Origin of the sequence: Sulfurihydrogenibium sp. YO3AOP1 (assembly GCF_000020325.1) — a bacterium.
GTDB lineage: Bacteria > Aquificota > Aquificia > Aquificales > Hydrogenothermaceae > Sulfurihydrogenibium.
The window spans coordinates 1,421,603-1,438,416 of record NC_010730.1 but is presented as its reverse complement, the minus strand read 5'-3'; the positions used below and the strand labels follow the sequence as shown (position 1 = coordinate 1,438,416).

Genomic DNA, 16,814 nt, shown 5'->3' with positions numbered 1-16,814 from the left:
CTTAATATTCAATAAGCCCCCTCTCTCTTTAAAACAACTTTAATAGTTTTTATTAAGATAACTATATCAAGCCATAAATTCCAATTTTTCACATACCAAACATCTAATTCAACTCTTTCATCGTAAGAAGTGTCGCTTCTTCCACTAATCTGCCATAAGCCTGTAATACCGGGCAAAACTTCATAATAATAGATTGCGTAATCTTTATAATATTTATCAATTTCTTCTTTAGTCACCGGTCTTGGACCAACTAAGGACATTTCACCTTTTAAAACATTAAATATTTGAGGCAGTTCATCTAATGAAGTTTTTCTTAAGAATCTTCCAACTTTTGTCACTCTTGGATCATTTTTTAATTTTCTAAAAGTCTCGAACTCCTCTCTTAGTTCAGGATTTTTTTCTAAAAACTCCTTTAATAACTCATCTGCATTTGTATACATTGACCTAAATTTTATTACCTTAAATTTTTTACCATTTTTTCCTATTCTTTCTTGAGTATAAAAAATAGGACCTTTACTGTCCAGCTTTATTAATACTCCAATAATTAGTATGGTAGGCAATAAGATAGGTAGCATTAAGACCGATAAAGTTAAATCAAAAAATCTTTTTATGGCTTGATTTATGCCGGATTCTAAATGATTTTCAATTTTAAGTAAAAACATCTTTTCATTAAATAAATTATAAATTTCACTATTTAACAAACCTATATCATTTAAAGCCGGGATAATAAATACATTTTTTGTATGTCTATGAATTTTATTAATCAAGTCATTAAGATTGTTTGAATTTATAGATGGCATTGCAATGATTACTGTGTCTATTTCATTAAGAATTTCTATATTAGAAATTTTTCCAAGAATTGGATATTTCTTATTGTTTATTTCAATATATCCTTCTTTATTGTCATCTAAAAAACCTTTAATCTCAAAATCAAGATGCGGGTCTTCTATTATACTTTTTGCTACACTCTTTCCTGTTTCGCCAGCGCCAATAATTAAGATAGGATTTCTGTAGAAGCTAAACAAAATTTTTTTACCAAAATGCCTAAATAAAAGGAAAAATATTATCGAGTAGAAATATAAGAAGATTATCGTCAACCTTGAGACTAAATGAGCTTGTTTTGATAGGGACAATATAAAAAATATAAAAATAATAGAAAAACTAATAGCTCGTATAATTTGTTTGATCTCATCCCAAAATGGATAGTTTTTTGTATATAATTTTTCATACCACAGGAAAAATAGAAAAATAATTGGTATCCACCAAAAACTTAGAAGATAGCTAAAAGTATAATTGTAATCAATATCTTTTAGAATACTGACGGATAAAAACTTTCTTGTTAAAAATGCTAAATACAAAGACAGATAATATGCAGATAAATCAAACACAAGTAAAAGGATTATTTTTAAAATTTTTTTCATTCAAAAACTTCTCCAAACCGCAACGTTTATAAGTAATTATCATTATCCTTAAAGTATTATTTTATCATAATGATTTTTGTTATCATAAATGAATAAATTTTGTCAATTATTATTTACACTTTAAATTTTAATCTACATTTTTTAATATAATTGACATTATATTAAAGAGATAAAACCGTATTCATAAAATAAATCATACATCGGGTAAGAAATTCAATAAAGATATGAGAATCTTCTCTCGGCTGTAAGAAGAGAATAAGTTAGAGGTTTGTATGTTGAGGCAATTCATAAATTGCCCGTACGTAAAAGGTGAGACGTGAGACATCTATTTAACTACCCATTACTCTTTACTCATCCTCAGAACTTTTGTCCGAAACATCTCTTGATGAATTTTACAAGATTTACCAATTTCTCACTTAAAGTATAGGTTTGAATATAAATAAAAACAATTAAATTATCAAAATTTAAAAAATGTCGTCTTCTGTGTTTAGGTATAATGGATATAGTGAATCAAATAACAAAAAAAATTTTTATCAAGCTTATATTTTTTTAAAACTTTTAATATAAATCGGAGGAAAAATGAAAAATAAAGAAAACTGGCTGATAATTATGTTTGCATCAGCTTATTTATCAATCTCTGTATTTACAGGAGTCTTAATTTTATTTCTTCTATATGAAATATACTTAATTGCAAAAAGACAAATAAAATTAAATGGACGTTTAAAGATACCACTTTTTATGATAATTACGCCGTCTATTTTAAGCTCGGCAATCTATGGCAAACCACACGAAATAACAGGAGCACTAAATCAGACGTTTTTTAACATTACATACTTTGCAAAAGATTTATTCACGCCATCATATGAGCTGTTTAAAAAGGTAAATTACACAATAGTTTTATTTTGCACGGTAGAAGCGATTGTTACTACTTATTACTATTTTAATGGTGTATTAAAGCCGATTTGGGGCGGAGAGTTTGAAATAGGGATTATTTTTACCTTAGGAAGCCTATCAGCTTTTACGTTATTTTTATTGGAAAATAAAAAACGATGGAAATATCTATTTTTTGTTTTATTCTTAGTTTTTACATTCTTGGTGTTTTTTTCTGGCAAGAGAAATCCAATGATTGGATTAATATTTGCGTATATATTATATTTTGTCATTATTATTAGAATTACAAATGTTAGTAAAAAATGGGTTTATGGATTAATTTCAACCTTTATAATTATTACTATTGTAGGTGTATTTTACGCATTTGAAAAATTTCCAAGGCATAAAAATATGGTTATACATTTAATTCAAGGAAAAGAGCTAACTGATCAACAATTAAACGAATTTTCAAGTTTAAGATGGGAAATTGGAAAGAAAGGAATAGAAGTTATAAAAAAAGATATTGAAAATGGAAATATTCTTCCTCTGCTAATAGGTCATGGGTATGCAGCGGGAGAAAGATTAGAGCCACCATCACCGGTTGGAAGGTCTTATGAATCAATTTTTTTAATCTCTGAACTTATAAATATTGGCTTGATAGGTTTAATTGGAATAATATTTTTAATGTATAGATTTTTTAAGTTTGCCATTACTGTAAAACTTTCTGAATTTAATCAAATCATAGGGCTACCATTCATAGTTTTTCCTGCATATTTTCTTGTAGGTGGAATATTTAGCGGTATGTGGGATGCAATTTTACCTTTGTATTTTCTCATGTTTGGAATTGCTGAAAATTATTATAGTGCCATAAAACAAGGCTAACAGATTTTCAGATTTTCAAGTCCTTTAGACTAACAAGTAAGAAATAATTACCTTGTTCTATTATATAACCCACAATCATTTATAAACCTTTTCCCAAAAAGATTTTAGATAGTTTAACACAATTATAGCAAGAAGTTCCCACATTCTATAAGGTGGGGATGAATTGCTAAAACATCTGTATAAGCTAAAAGAAATATGGGAAAATATAATATAAGAATTTAAAATTATGAAAATCGGGGGATAAAGATGAGAAAGAGATTAGGAACATCTACCTACATTCAGAGAATTAATACACTTGAAAGAAAGCTTTTAAAACAAGTAAAAGAATTAGATGATGTTATGGAAAAACATCCAGAAATAATCTTTAGATTGCAAGTAGTAGAATTTGCTTTAAAACATTCAGTGAAGGTTGCAGTTGAAGCTTTTGGTGTATCAAAATCTACCATATACAGATGGATTAAAGAGTATGAAAGCAGTAATAACAATCCTGTATCTCTTAAAAATCGTTATATATCAAAAAAAGGAATGAAATTAGAAAAATTACAAAAAATAACAGAAAAACATAAACAATTAGTTTTAGAAATAAGAAAGAAACATCCTAAGCTTGGGAAAGAAAAAATAAAGGTTTTACTTGATAAACTCTGCAAGCAGCACAATATTCCTACGATATCTGCAAGTTCAATTGGAAATATAATAAAAATGCTTAAAGAGGAAAGGAAGTTAAATCATGAGTACGCCAGGCAAAGAATCACAATCAACGGAAGAACTGGAAAGCTAATAGTGAAAGAAGATAAAAAGAAAACAAAGAAAGATAGATATAAAGACAAAAAACCAACAAAACCAGGAGAATTGGTACAAATAGATACAAAGCATGAATATGTAAATGGTAGAAAAGTTTATATATTTGTAGCCAAGGATGTAAAAACAAGAATCTCTTTTACTTTTGCATATGACAGGCTAAACAGTAAAAACGCAAAGGACTTTTTAGAGAAATTAATAAAAGCAATACCATTTGAGATAAAAGGTATACAAACAGATAATGGGAGCGAATTCTTAGGCGAGTTTAGCAAAGCATTAAAGAAAAAAGATATAAAACATTATTTTAACTATCCAAGATATCCAAAAGGACAAGCATATGTAGAGAGAATGAATAGGACATTACAGGATGAATTTATCATGTACTACGAAGATTATGAATTAAAAGATGTTTATGAGTTTAATAAAAAAATGATGGAGTATATGCTATGGTATAACATAGAAAGACCTCATCATAGTTTAAACAAAAAATCACCTATTGCATACTTTTGTGATATTATAAATTCAAGAAAATCGGAATTTTCCCAAACTGGTATGACCTATACAACATCTTGACAATTATTCAGTTTCGTATTATAATAATCCGTATGAATGCTAATAAATTTGATACAAATAAACATTCAGTATTTCTGCTATACTATCATCTAATTTTAGTTGTTAAATATAGAAGAAAGGTGATAAACAAAGACATCTCAGAGAAGCTTAAAGAGATGTTCATAGAAATAGGCAAAAATTATGGAATAACACTAATGGAATGGGAAAGTGAAGAAGATCACGTTCATTGTTTATTCAAAGCAAAACCTACAACAGAGTTATCTAAATTTATAAATGCTTATAAAAGTGCATCTTCAAGAATAATAAAAAAGCAATTTCCTGAAATTAGAAAGCATCTGTGGAAAGAGCATTTTTGGTCTAAAAGCTACTGTCTGCTTACGAGTGGTGAAGCACCTATGGAAATGATACAGAAATACATAAAGAGTCAAGGCAATGCTAAAAGCGTATAGATACCGTATATATCCAAATAAAGAACAACGAATATTTTTTGCTAAAACCTTTGGATGTGTTAGATTTGTTTGGAATAAAATGTTGGCAGAAAAAATAGAAGCTCTAAAAAATAAACAACCACTACCTACAATTACTCCCGCCAAGTATAAAGAAGAGTTTCCTTTTCTAAAGGAAGTTGACAGCTTAGCACTTGCCAACGCACAACTAAATTTAGAAAAAGCTTTCAAGAATTTTTTCAAAAACCCACAGCACTATAAATTCCCTAAATTTAAAAAGAAAAAAGACAAACAGGCATACACAACTAACAAAGTAAAGAACAATATCAAAATAGATTTCGAAAAAGGACTACTATATCTTCCGAAAATCAAAGACGGAATAAAAATAAAATTGCATAGAAAGTTCGAAGGGAAAATAAAATCTGTAACCATTACAAAAACAAAAAGCGGTAATTATTATGTGTCTATATTGGTAGAAACTGAAGATGTTAAAAATAAAGTAAAACAATCTAAAAACAAAATTTGTGGTATAGATTTAGGCTTAAAAGAATTCGCAACAATAACAGATGATACAGGGACATACAAGATAGAGCATCCTAAATATCTGTTAAAAGCTGAGAAAAAACTAAAGAGATTACAAAGAGCATTATCAAGAAAACAAAAAGGGTCTAAAAACTTTGAGAAAGCAAGAAGAAAGTTAGCAAAACAACACGAATATGTAGCAAATTTAAGAAACGATTTTCTACATAAACTATCCAAAGCCATTATTGACGAAAACCAAGTCATAGTGGTGGAGGATTTGAGTGTTAAAGGTATGCAACAAAATCCATATCTCTCCAAATCAATATCAGACAGCGGATTTGGAACATTTGTTAGATATTTAGAGTATAAAGCAGATTGGTATGGAAGAACTCTCATTATAGCTGACAGGTTCTATCCAAGCTCTAAGCTCTGTAATGTATGTGGGTATAAACATAAACAGTTGAAGCTGTCTGATAGATATTGGCAATGTCCTATATGTGGGACACATCACGATAGAGGTGTAAATGCATCTATAAACTTATACAAAGTAGGGTTGGAGCGACCCGAATTCAAGCCTGTGGAGCATGCTCTGGCGGATGACCGTATCCAGCAATGGGTACCTAAAAAGCCATCATGCTGTGAAGCAGGAAGCCACACCTTCTATAAGGTGGAGTAGTTCACCTTTCTATTAACCCAGTCTAAATTGTCCAAATACCATTTAACTGTTTTTTCTATACCTTCCTCAAAGTTTACCTTTGCCTTCCAGCCTATTTCCTTATTTATTTTATCCGTATTTAATGAATATCTATAATCATGACCTGGTCTATCTTTAACAAAAGTTATTAAATCTTCAGGTTTATTTAATATTTTTAAAATAGATTTTACAACATCTATATTTCTTTTTTCTTGACCGCTTCCAACGTTATAAATTTCTCCAACTTTACCTTTTTCTATAATTTCAAAAACTGCATCTGCACAATCAGAGACAAACAACCATTCTCTAATGTTTAATCCTTGACCATAAACTGGGATAGGTTCATTACTTAAAGCTTTTAAAATAACAACCGGTATAAGTTTTTCTGGATACTGCCACCAACCATAATTATTAGATGGTCTTACAGTGATTAATGGTAATCCATAGGTTCTAAAATAAGCTCTTCCAAGCATATCAGCTGAAGCTTTGGATACAGAATAGGGAGAGTTAGGTACAAGTGGAGTAGTTTCATAAAACTGACCTTCTTCGCCAAGCTCACCATAAACTTCATCAGTTGCTATGTTTATAAACAATTTAACGTTATTATCTCTTGTAACATCAAGTAATACCTGTGTTCCTTTTACGTTTGTATCAATAAAAGGAGTCGGGTCTAAAATGCTTCTATCTACATGACTTTCTGCTGCCCAGTGTACTACAATATTGGGCTTTTCTTTATTAAAGATATATTCAATAAATTCTTTGTTTGTAATATCTGCTTTGTAAAATGTAATTTTTTCTTCAACTTCTTTGAGTCTCTCTAAATCTCCAGCATATGTTAATTTGTCTACAACTACAACATCCAAGCCTTTTTTTACAGCCTGTCTTGTAAATTCACTTCCAATAAAACCAGCTCCACCGGTGATTAAAATTTTCATCTTTTTATCTCCTTTATATATTCTTTTAAAGTTGGAAGTTTTTTATCTTTTTCTGATAAGATAAGATTATCAATAGTTTCTAATGGCCACTTTATATTTATATCTTGGTCGTTCCATATTATTCCTCTGTCATAAGCTGGAGAATACTCGTTATGGGAAACTTTATAAATTATCTCTGCTTCTTCTGATAAGGTTAAAAATCCATGAGCAAATCCTGGCGGAATCCATAGCATAAGCTTATTTTCTTCAGATAATTCAACGGCTACCCATTTTTTAAAGTATGGACTATCCGGTCTTATATCTACTGCCACATCAAAAATTTTTCCTTTTATGCATCTTACCAATTTACCTTGCTCGTAAGGTTTTTCTTGAAAATGAAGTCCTCTGAGCACGCCTTTAACAGACTTAGAATGATTATCTTGAACAAATTCAACATTTAATCCGGCTTTTTCAAAGTCAGATTTTTTATAAAATTCTAAGAAAAATCCCCGCGCATCTTCAAAAACTTTTGACTTGACTATTTTTACCTCGGGAATTTCAGTGTCAATTATTTCAAATGGCATTACTTAGCTCCTTTCATGTTCTTTTACTAAACTTAAAAGATATTTACCGTATTCTGTCTTTTTAAGCGGTTGTGCTAATTTTAAAAGATGCTCTTTCGAAATCCATCCATTATTGTAGGCTATTTCTTCTATACAGCCTATCATTAAACCTGTTCTTTTTTCTATTGTTGCAACAAATTCTCCGGCTTCAAGAAAACTGTCATGGGTTCCTGCATCAAACCATGCAAAACCTCTACCAAGCAGCTTTACTTTTAGCTTTTTATCTTTTAAGTACATCTCATTAACAGATGTAATTTCAAGCTCCCCTCTTTCTGATGGTTTTACATTCTTTGCATAATCTACAGCTTTTTTATCGTAAAAATACATCCCTACAGCTGCATAATTAGATTTTGGTTTTTTGGGTTTTTCTTCTATTGATAAAACATTTCCTAGTTCATCAAACTCAATCACACCGAATCTTTCTGGGTCTTTTACGTAGTATCCAAACACATAAGCTCCGCCATTTTTCTCAACATCTTCTTTTGCTTCTTTTAAAACTTTTGTTAGGTCATGACCAAAAAAAACATTATCTCCAAGAAGATAAAACACATTATCGTCTTTTATAAAATCTTCTGCAAGAATCAATCCTTCTGCAAGTCCGTTTGGTTTATTTTGAATTTTATAATGAATGTTCATTCCAAGATGAGAGCCATCATTAAATAATTTTTTGAAAGAGTCTAAATCTTCCGGATTAACTATAAACATAACATCTTTAATTCCAAGAAGCATAACAAGAGACAAAGGATAATAAATCATAGGTTTGTTATAAATTGGTAAAAAATGTTTGTTTATTGAGATAGTAACAGGATATAATCTTGTCCCACTTCCACCGGCAAGTATAACTGCTTTCATTATGATAGACTCCGTTTTATGCCTTTTTTCTTATATTTTAGCATATTACTTATACTCATTGATCTCAGGGAAATTAAAAGCTATAAGATTCTTCACTTGGTTCCTGAATTATAAAAATAAAGCCTCAAGTAAATGCTAAAAATAAAACTTCCTCCAAACCGGTCACTTTGCTTGTCATTCTCAATCTGTGTAAAGAATCTAATAATTTTCTGAATTTCTCACCTGACAAAATTAACAATTTAATGAAATTTTAACACTTATGAATTATAATAATACTTTGGGGGTGAGAAATTAGTGATTTTTATAGAATTTAAAAATGAGATCCTTCGTACTTACGTCCTCAGGATGACGGGAAAAAGTTGAATGATAGGTATCAGAGAAAGGATAACCTTATTTGTCATTCTGCAGCCGGCAAAGAATCTCCTACTTTTATTGAATTTTTCACCTGACATATTTAAACACTAATGAATAATGAATTATAATAATTTTAAAAAGAGGTGAAAATATGAACGAGATAAGATATAACTTTCTTAAAGATACGTGGGTGATTATATCTGCTGACCGGGCAAGAAGACCCCATGAATACAATATTTCAATTTATGAAGAATCTACAGACCCATCTAAATGCCCATTTGAGTACGGAAATGAAGATAAAACACCACCTGAGATATTTGCAATAAGACCCGATGATTCCCCGCCAAACACACCAGGATGGAAAGTTAGAGTTTTTTCAAATAAATATCCCGCATTAAAAATAGAAAATCCACCTATCAGAGAAGGAGAATTTATTTTTGAAAAAATAGGTGGTTTTGGTGCCCATGAGGTTATTGTGGAAACTCCAGACCATTTTAAACATATACAAGATTTTGAAGATGAAGATTTTATATATATGTTCATTGCATTTAAACAAAGGGTTTCAGCTTTATATAAAGACCTTAGGATAAAATACGTTCATGTGTTTAAAAATCATGGTAAAGAAGCAGGAAAAAGTATAGTGCACAGCCATAGCCAGTTAATAGCCTTACCTATCATTCCAAAATTACAAAAAACGATGATACTTCAATCTAAAAAATACTTTTATGAAAAAGAAAGATGTTATTTATGTGATGAGATAAAAACTGAAAAAAATTTAAAAATTAGAACAATTTATGAAAATGATAGTTTTATAGCTTACTGTCCTTATGCAAGCTTATTCCCTTTTGAAATAAAAATAGCACCTAAATTTCATAGCCATGATTTTACAAACATATCAGATTTACAACTAAAAGACCTTGCGGATGTTTTAAAATTTTCAGTTAGAAAATTGAATAAAACTCTAATAAACCCATCTTTTAATCTAATCCTTTATACTTCACCACCTATAAGAAATTCTATTACCGATGAAGAAATATATAAAGGTCTTGATTTACATTTTCATTGGCATATTGAGATTTTACCGAGATTAACAACCCTTGCAGGATTCGAGCTTGGGACCGATTATTATATTAATCCAACGACGCCGGAAGATGCAGCAAAATATTTAATTGAGGTGATTTAAATGAAAGTAGTATTTGTATCAAGCGAAATATATCCTTTTGCAAAAACAGGCGGACTTGCTGATATTACAGGAGCTTTACCGAGAAAAATTGCCTCGCAAGGTGTTAAAGTATTTGGATTTATGCCGTTGTATAAAACAGTAGATATAAATAAACATGGAATTATCAAGATAGATGCTTCTGTAGATGTTAATCTAAATAACAGAGTTTATACTTTTGAAGTTTATAAAAAAATAGACGATGCCACATTTTTCTTTCTAAAAAATGATGAACTTTTTGGAAGAGATTATCTATATGGACCACCGGAAGGTGACTATCCAGACAACGATATTAGGTTCGGATCTTTTTGCTATGCTGTTATGGAGTTTATCAAAAGAGAAAATTTAAATCCGGATTTGATTCATGTAAATGATTGGCAAACAGCTTTAATACCAGTTTTAAATTATCACAAATACAATAATCATCATGTGAGAACGGTTATAACAATACATAATCTTGCATATCAAGGTATTTTTGACAAGTTTGCAATAGAAAGACTTAATCTTGGCTGGGATCTGTTTCATATGGAAGCCTTAGAGTATTATGATAAAGTGAATTTTTTAAAAGGTGGAATAGTTTTTAGCTCAGCCATAACAACAGTTAGCCCAACCTATGCAAAAGAAATTACTTTTCCAGAATATGGCTATGGACTTGATGGAGTGCTTAGGAAGTATTCAAATAAGCTATATGGAATCTTAAATGGGATAGATTATGATGTCTGGAATCCTGAGACGGATAAATATATTTATGAAAATTATTGTGTTTTTACAATTCAAAAAAAATCTATTAATAAAAAGCTGTTTTTAAAAGAAGTTGGACTTAAAGATGAAGCAAAGCCACTTTATATTTTTATCGGAAGGCTTGCACATCAAAAAGGCGTTGATTTGATTAGAGATTCAATAGAAGAAATGTCTAAAATGCCTGCAAACTTTGCTATTTTAGGAACTGGTGATAAAGGATACAATGACTTTTTTAAATCTATCGAAGGAAAATATGAAAATATTTTTATAAAGGTTGATTACAATGAGGCTTTCAGCAGGAAAATGTATGCTGCAGCCGATTTTCTTTTAATGCCATCACTGTTTGAGCCTTGTGGTCTTAATCAGATGATAGCAATGAGATATGGGACTTTGGTTGTTGCAAGAGATACAGGAGGTTTGAAAGATACAGTTAAGGATGTATCACAGCCAGACGGATATGGAATTTTATTTAAAAATCCAATAAAAGATGAATTTTTAAATGCACTTTATAGAGCTGTGGAATTATATAATAATAAGAAATTATTTGAAAGTTTACAAAAAAAAGTTATGGAGATAGATTTTTCCATCAACAACACAGCCAAAAAGTATATAAAGCTATACGAGAGCTTAAAGTATAGTAGAGAGGTTAAAATATGACAGAACTAATTAAGCTAAGCTTGACAGAGGACAATTTTTCAAGTCATATACAACATAAATCTGAAGATGTCTTTGAACCAACGTTAAAAGAGTATAAAATACCTGATTATTTTGATGTAAATAGAATTACTATTTTACCTGTTAATCCGTCAAGATTTTTTATATACTGGATGCTATCAAAAGATAACATAGAAAAATACAAAGAAAGTTATCCGGAGATAAAGCTATTTGTAGAAGATGTAGAAGTACTAAAAACAAAAGTATATAACCATTATGGTGATGTATACATTCATTATCATGCACCATTTAAGAAAGTTTATGCTATCTTGTCTATAAACGATGAATTCGTATTGAAGTCTAATGAAATCATCGCACCATCTGATGTTCTTTCTTTTGAAGATGAGGAAATCTGGTTTGATAAGTCCAATAAATTAGAGAAAAAAATCCCATCTAAATTAGATAAAAAGCAATTAGAAGAGCTTTTAAAAGTTAAAGATTTAGAGGTTGCAGGAATCAAGGAATTACTAATAGAAACTCCATCTTCTAAAAGATAGGTGGATAAAATAATTACAAAGCACAAATACGATACATAAGAGATCCTTCGGACTAAAGTCCTCAGGATGTTTTATGTTAAATGTCAAGTGCAAAAATTTTCATCAAATGGTCTTCTGCTTTTTAATACACCATATGCCTGCCTTAATAACTTATGTGCTACAGCTACTAATGCTAACTTTTTAGCCTTACCTTTACTTACTAATCTTTCGTATAATTCTCTGCAGTATTTGTTAAACCTTATTGCTGATAATGCTGCCATGTATAATATTTTCCTTGCATATGGATTTCCCATCTTTTTTATCCAGCCACTTTTCTTTACACATGCTGCACTTTCATATGGGCTTGGATTAATTCCTATAAAACTCGATATATCTTTTACACTCTTAAATCTTTCAAAATTTCCATATACTGATATTATCATTCCTATAGTCCTATCACTTATACCAGGTATGCTTTTTAAAAGTTTGTATTCCTCTTGATAATTCTTCTTAGACAATTCTTTTATCTCTTTCTCAAGTTCTTTTATGTTTTTTTCTATTTTTCTAATTAGCTCATCGTAATATTCTAAATTCTCTTTCAATTTTTTCATTGGTACATAGGTTAACGATTCTCTTTTGTTTCTTAGCATTGTAAGCTGCTGTTGTAGGTCTTCCAATATCTTTAGTTTTACTTCTATTTCTTTTTCTACATCTGATTTTGGTTTATAAAGCTCTCCATCGAAAAACGTTCTTCCATACTCTGCTATAAAGAATGAATCAGCTTTATCTGTTTTAACTCTTGTCATTTTAGCTTCCATAAATTTCTTTATTGAAAATGGATTTACTACTGCTACTTTATAACCATTTTCATACAGATAATTAGCAAGCTTTAAATGGTAAACTCCCGTATGCTCCATTATGATAAGCATATCTGACTTTTTAAACTTTTTAAGATAAGGCTTTATTTTCATTTCAAACTCAACTGGGTCAGATTTAACTTCAAAATTTTCTTTCTTGTTATCATACAAAACTGTTGCAGTGAATGAGTTTTTAGATACATCAACTCCTATGACTATTTTGTAGCCATTCATAAGAATACCTCCTTTCATAAAATACTTGACATGAAAGAAACTTCCTGATAACCTATCATCGTAGTTAAATACAGGCTTAAAAGCCTAATGTTCTGATTCAGGTTTTAGGAAGTAGAGGAAGGACAGTCTAAAACATCCTGATCGGTCTTAAAAGACCAATGACAGAAACTTGATCTGTCCTTCTTTTTTTCTCCCATGTCTATAATTATTATAAAACTTATTCTCTTATAGTTTAAAAAATTTTTGGTATATTTAATATACGATGACAAAAAGGTAAAGTTATATTTACATATACATTCTACAACTTGCAAAAATTTTAGAATAGCTTTACTAATTCCTTGACTGATTTATCAGTCATATTATATAATGAAAGCAAGATAACCAAACGTTGGAGCAAATAATGTACAGCTTTTTTATAAGAAGACCAATTACAACATGGATGTTTATGCTTGCTTTCATCATTGCCGGTTTATACAGTCTTAAATATATTCCGGTTGATAGAAATCCAAATGTAGATTTTCCGATTGTTTCAATAACTACAACGTATAAAGGAGCTTCTCCTTATGTAGTTGATACAAACGTTACAAGAAAAATAGAAGATCAGCTTGCAACTATAAGTGGTATAGAGGCTATAAATTCAGCAAGTTATACAGGGACTTCAAGAATAACAGTAATCTTTGACCTTGATAAAGATATTGATATTGCAGCTCAGGAAGTGAGGGATGCTGTAAACAGGGCGCAAAGAAGTTTTCCTGTAAACGTTGACCCACCGATTGTTAGAAAAGTAGACACCGGAATGGCTCCAACGATGGCTATCCTGCTTCATGGCTATGCTGACTATGGAACTATGGCTTATTATGCTGACAAAGTAATCAAAAGAGAGTTTGAAAGGGTTAAAGGAGTTGGTCAGGTAGACCTTGGAGGTTTTAGAGATTATGTAATGTGGGTTAGAATAGACCCGTTAAAACTTGCGGGATTTAAGTTAACACCTATGGATGTTGTTAATGCACTACAAAAAAATCATGTTGAAATTCCGGCGGGTAGAATAGACAGTCAAAATAGAGAGTATACAATAAGAGTTTATGGAAAGGGTCAATCTCCTGAAGAGATAAATAATATCATAATTAAAAATAATATAAGAATTAAAGATGTTGGAAAGGCTGAATTTACATTTGATGAAAAGAGGGGTTTAGTAAGATTTAAAGCTTTTGACTCTAAGGAAGCAGAGCCGGGTATTGCTTTGATCATTTACAGACAATCAAAAGAAAACACGGTAGAAGTCTCTAAAAGAGTCATTGAAAAAATGAATGAGCTTAATAAACAACTTCCAGCCGGTTTAAGATTGGACATAAACTATGATGCTTCTACGTTTATTGAAAGGAGTGTAAACGATGCTTTGCATGAGATAGTCATCGGAGCACTGCTGACTGCTTTTGTAGTTTTCCTATTCTTAGGAAGTTTAAAGATGACTTTTATACCATCTATGGCAATTCCAGTGTCTGTTTTAGGAGCTATAGCTGTTTTATTCTTTGCCGGTCAATCTTTAAACACATTTACACTATTAGCTTTAGCCGTTGCAGTTGGTTTAGTTATAGACGATGCGATAGTTGTAATGGAGAGTATTTATAGAAGAAATGAAGAAGGATTAACAGGTATAGAGGCAGCAGAAAAGGGGACAAGAACAGTTGTATTTGCTTTGCTTGCATCAACAGCTTCTTTGATAGCTATTTTTATACCTATCTTATTTGTTAAAAGTGTAATTGGTAAGTTTTTCTTTGGATTTGCACTTACGCTAATTGTAGCAATAGCAATTTCTTACATAGTATCTTTAAGCTTTACTCCAATGATTAGTGCAAGATTAGTTCAAGCTAAGGAGAAAAATATCTTTCAAAGAGCTTATGATAAATTTGAATCTCTTTTTGATGTTACTTTAAAATGGTCTTTAAACCATAAAGCTATTGTTTTAGCTATCTCAATAGTTACAGTTATGATTGGCTATAAACTTGCAAGCTTTGTTCCAAAAGAGTTTACACCGGTTGTAGATGAAGGGAGATTCCTAGTCAGATTTGAAACACCTACCGGTTCATCTTTTGATTTTACAGATAGAAAGGCAAAAGAGCTTGAAAAAATAGTAGAAAAAAATCCATATGTTTTAAGATATGGGGTTGCTTTTGGTGAAGGTATAGCGGGAAGACCGGAGGTTAACGGTGGAATATTCTTTATCACACTGAAAGACAGGTCCACAGGAAGACCACATCAAAAAGTAATCATGGATTGGTTTAGAAATGAGTTTAGAAAGGTTCAAGATGTAAGAGCTATAGTAGATATACCATCAGCTGTAGGACCGGCAGCAGGAAGGTCTGCAGATGTTATGTACGTCATCAAAGGTCCAGAATTGCCGGTTTTATCTCAAATAGCAAATAAATTAGAAGGACAGTTAAGACAGACGCCGGGCTATACAGACGTTGATACAGATTTAAGAATAAATAAACCGGAGGTAAAAGTATTTATAGATAGAGATAAAGCTTCAGCACTTGGCATTTCCGTTGAAGATATAGCAAATACGCTAAACTTTTTGTTTGGAAAGTTTAAAATTGGCACTTACGAAAAAGGCTCAGAAAGTTATGACATGATAGTTAAGGCTGATGAGGATTTTTTAAAAAGCTTTGAAAATCTCTCAAAGGTTTATGTTAGAGGAAAAGATGGAAGTTTAGTTCCACTTTCTAATGTAATCAAGTATGAATTGTCTCCAGGGTATAACGTTATTAACAGATATAACAGACAGTATAGCTTTACACTTTATGCTAACGTTACAGGCGGAAAGTCAGTCGGTGATGCAGTGGCAGAGGTAGAGAATTTCATAAAACAAACATTACCACCGGGATACAGCTATGAAATCGGAGGACAGACAAAAGAGTTTAAGAGAACGTTTTCTTATTTAGGACTTGCTTTAATCGTTGCAATCATAGCTGTGTATATGATTCTTGCATCATTATTTGAAAGCTTGCTACATCCATTTACAGTTTTACTAACTTTACCACTTGCAATCTCAGGAGTATTTGGATTTATTCTATTAACCGGTACATCGCTAAACGTAACATCATACTTTGGAATTATTCTGCTAATTGGCTTAGTTACAAGAGATAGTGTTTTATTCATAGAAAGAATTATCCAGCTTAAAAAAGATGGTTTAGACACTTACAACGCAATCATTCAAGCAAGGAAAGAGAGATTAAGACCAATCTTAATGACAACTTTAACAATAGTAGCATCGTTAATTCCTGTTGCACTTGGACTTACAGAAGGCTCAGAGATGCGTCAGCCGTTAGCAATAGCTGTAATCGGTGGACTAATGACAGCACTTCCACTGAGTTTATTTGTAATACCAATTTTTTATATGATTATTGATAAAATACGTCGGGTGAGAAATTTAATAAAAACATGAGATTCTTCGCTTTGCTCAGAATGACAAATAAGGTAATTGTTAACATGCTTTCGCTTTATCTGTCATCCTGAGGCCGTAAGGCCGAAGGATCTCATTTTTAAATTTTATAAAAACCCCAAGGTATTTTTTATATGATTATTGATAAAATAAGATACACAATGCAATACTTTAAAATAGGA

The 16,814-nt window shown here is 30.8% G+C and carries 13 protein-coding genes; 8 read left to right on the top strand and 5 right to left on the bottom strand.

Annotated elements, in window-relative coordinates; all coding sequences use genetic code 11:
• Window positions 1-8: 8 nt before the first annotated feature.
• The gene (wbaP, locus tag SYO3AOP1_RS07175) at window positions 9-1,421 is read right to left on the bottom strand and encodes an undecaprenyl-phosphate galactose phosphotransferase WbaP (protein WP_012460060.1); all 1,413 of its coding nucleotides are present in this window, start codon (window positions 1,419-1,421) and stop codon (window positions 9-11) included.
• A 579-nt stretch (window positions 1,422-2,000) separates the two neighbouring features.
• On the opposite strand from wbaP, the gene SYO3AOP1_RS07170 reads away from it, so the two are divergent.
• The 4 genes from SYO3AOP1_RS07170 (at window position 2,001) to SYO3AOP1_RS07155 (ending at window position 6,188) form a co-directional block, all read left to right on the top strand.
• Window positions 2,001-3,173 (top strand): hypothetical protein, encoded by a 1,173-nt coding sequence (locus tag SYO3AOP1_RS07170; RefSeq protein WP_012460059.1) that lies wholly within the window; start codon window positions 2,001-2,003, stop codon window positions 3,171-3,173.
• 246 nt (window positions 3,174-3,419) lie between these two features.
• Entirely contained in the window at window positions 3,420-4,544 is a 1,125-nt protein-coding gene (locus SYO3AOP1_RS07165) for a DDE-type integrase/transposase/recombinase (protein ID WP_012460058.1), read from the top strand.
• Between the two features lie 32 nt (window positions 4,545-4,576).
• The gene (gene tnpA / locus SYO3AOP1_RS07160; RefSeq protein ID WP_012460057.1) at window positions 4,577-4,993 is read left to right on the top strand and encodes an IS200/IS605 family transposase; all 417 of its coding nucleotides are present in this window, start codon (window positions 4,577-4,579) and stop codon (window positions 4,991-4,993) included.
• The gene (locus SYO3AOP1_RS07155; RefSeq protein ID WP_012460056.1) at window positions 4,977-6,188 is read left to right on the top strand and encodes an RNA-guided endonuclease TnpB family protein; all 1,212 of its coding nucleotides are present in this window, start codon (window positions 4,977-4,979) and stop codon (window positions 6,186-6,188) included. Before tnpA ends, SYO3AOP1_RS07155 begins: the two co-directional genes overlap by 17 nt.
• Here SYO3AOP1_RS07155 and rfbB read toward each other — a convergent pair.
• The 3 genes from rfbB to rfbA are packed head-to-tail and all read right to left on the bottom strand — an operon-like array spanning window position 6,173 to window position 8,595.
• Window positions 6,173-7,141, bottom strand: coding sequence for a dTDP-glucose 4,6-dehydratase (gene rfbB / locus SYO3AOP1_RS07150; RefSeq protein WP_012460055.1), 969 nt, complete (start codon window positions 7,139-7,141; stop codon window positions 6,173-6,175). The two genes, SYO3AOP1_RS07155 and rfbB, sit on opposite strands and share 16 nt — an antisense overlap.
• A complete protein-coding gene (rfbC, locus tag SYO3AOP1_RS07145; RefSeq protein WP_012460054.1) occupies window positions 7,138-7,704 on the bottom strand; it encodes a dTDP-4-dehydrorhamnose 3,5-epimerase in 567 nt (188 codons plus the stop codon). The genes rfbB and rfbC overlap by 4 nt, the downstream gene beginning before the upstream one ends.
• Before the next feature lie 3 nt (window positions 7,705-7,707).
• Window positions 7,708-8,595, bottom strand: coding sequence for a glucose-1-phosphate thymidylyltransferase RfbA (gene rfbA, locus SYO3AOP1_RS07140; protein ID WP_012460053.1), 888 nt, complete (start codon window positions 8,593-8,595; stop codon window positions 7,708-7,710).
• Window positions 8,596-9,100: 505 nt separating this feature from the next.
• Here rfbA and galT point away from each other — a divergent pair.
• The 3 genes from galT to SYO3AOP1_RS07125 are packed head-to-tail and all read left to right on the top strand — an operon-like array spanning window position 9,101 to window position 12,120.
• Window positions 9,101-10,132 carry a galactose-1-phosphate uridylyltransferase gene (gene galT, locus SYO3AOP1_RS07135; RefSeq protein ID WP_012460052.1) on the top strand — a complete coding sequence of 344 codons (1,032 nt, stop codon included), beginning with the start codon at window positions 9,101-9,103 and terminating at the stop codon, window positions 10,130-10,132.
• Window positions 10,133-11,566: a glycogen/starch synthase gene (locus SYO3AOP1_RS07130; protein ID WP_012460051.1), complete on the top strand. Its 1,434-nt coding sequence runs from the start codon at window positions 10,133-10,135 to the stop codon at window positions 11,564-11,566.
• Entirely contained in the window at window positions 11,563-12,120 is a 558-nt protein-coding gene (locus SYO3AOP1_RS07125; protein WP_012460050.1) for a hypothetical protein, read from the top strand. The genes SYO3AOP1_RS07130 and SYO3AOP1_RS07125 overlap by 4 nt, the downstream gene beginning before the upstream one ends.
• 83 nt (window positions 12,121-12,203) lie before the next feature.
• Here the strand turns inward: SYO3AOP1_RS07125 and SYO3AOP1_RS07120 are convergent, their stop codons facing one another.
• Entirely contained in the window at window positions 12,204-13,190 is a 987-nt protein-coding gene (locus SYO3AOP1_RS07120; RefSeq protein ID WP_012460049.1) for an IS110 family transposase, read from the bottom strand.
• A 400-nt stretch (window positions 13,191-13,590) separates the two neighbouring features.
• Here SYO3AOP1_RS07120 and SYO3AOP1_RS07115 point away from each other — a divergent pair, with 400 nt between their 5' ends.
• Window positions 13,591-16,635, top strand: coding sequence for an efflux RND transporter permease subunit (locus SYO3AOP1_RS07115; protein ID WP_012460048.1), 3,045 nt, complete (start codon window positions 13,591-13,593; stop codon window positions 16,633-16,635).
• Window positions 16,636-16,814 lie beyond the last annotated feature (179 nt).

Excerpts from the sequence above, each read along its gene's own strand:
- rfbC (WP_012460054.1), bottom strand. The coding sequence starts at position 7,704 with ATGCCATTTGAAATAATTGACACTGAAATTCCCGAGGTAAAAATAGTC.
- SYO3AOP1_RS07125 (WP_012460050.1), top strand. The coding sequence starts at position 11,563 with ATGACAGAACTAATTAAGCTAAGCTTGACAGAGGACAATTTTTCAAGT.
- rfbB (WP_012460055.1), bottom strand. The coding sequence starts at position 7,141 with ATGAAAATTTTAATCACCGGTGGAGCTGGTTTTATTGGAAGTGAATTT.
- SYO3AOP1_RS07115 (WP_012460048.1), top strand. The coding sequence starts at position 13,591 with ATGTACAGCTTTTTTATAAGAAGACCAATTACAACATGGATGTTTATG.
- SYO3AOP1_RS07130 (WP_012460051.1), top strand. The coding sequence starts at position 10,133 with ATGAAAGTAGTATTTGTATCAAGCGAAATATATCCTTTTGCAAAAACA.
- SYO3AOP1_RS07155 (WP_012460056.1), top strand. The coding sequence starts at position 4,977 with ATGCTAAAAGCGTATAGATACCGTATATATCCAAATAAAGAACAACGA.
- SYO3AOP1_RS07120 (WP_012460049.1), bottom strand. The coding sequence starts at position 13,190 with ATGAATGGCTACAAAATAGTCATAGGAGTTGATGTATCTAAAAACTCA.
- wbaP (WP_012460060.1), bottom strand. The coding sequence starts at position 1,421 with ATGAAAAAAATTTTAAAAATAATCCTTTTACTTGTGTTTGATTTATCT.
- SYO3AOP1_RS07170 (WP_012460059.1), top strand. The coding sequence starts at position 2,001 with ATGAAAAATAAAGAAAACTGGCTGATAATTATGTTTGCATCAGCTTAT.
- rfbA (WP_012460053.1), bottom strand. The coding sequence starts at position 8,595 with ATGAAAGCAGTTATACTTGCCGGTGGAAGTGGGACAAGATTATATCCT.
- galT (WP_012460052.1), top strand. The coding sequence starts at position 9,101 with ATGAACGAGATAAGATATAACTTTCTTAAAGATACGTGGGTGATTATA.
- tnpA (WP_012460057.1), top strand. The coding sequence starts at position 4,577 with ATGAATGCTAATAAATTTGATACAAATAAACATTCAGTATTTCTGCTA.
- SYO3AOP1_RS07165 (WP_012460058.1), top strand. The coding sequence starts at position 3,420 with ATGAGAAAGAGATTAGGAACATCTACCTACATTCAGAGAATTAATACA.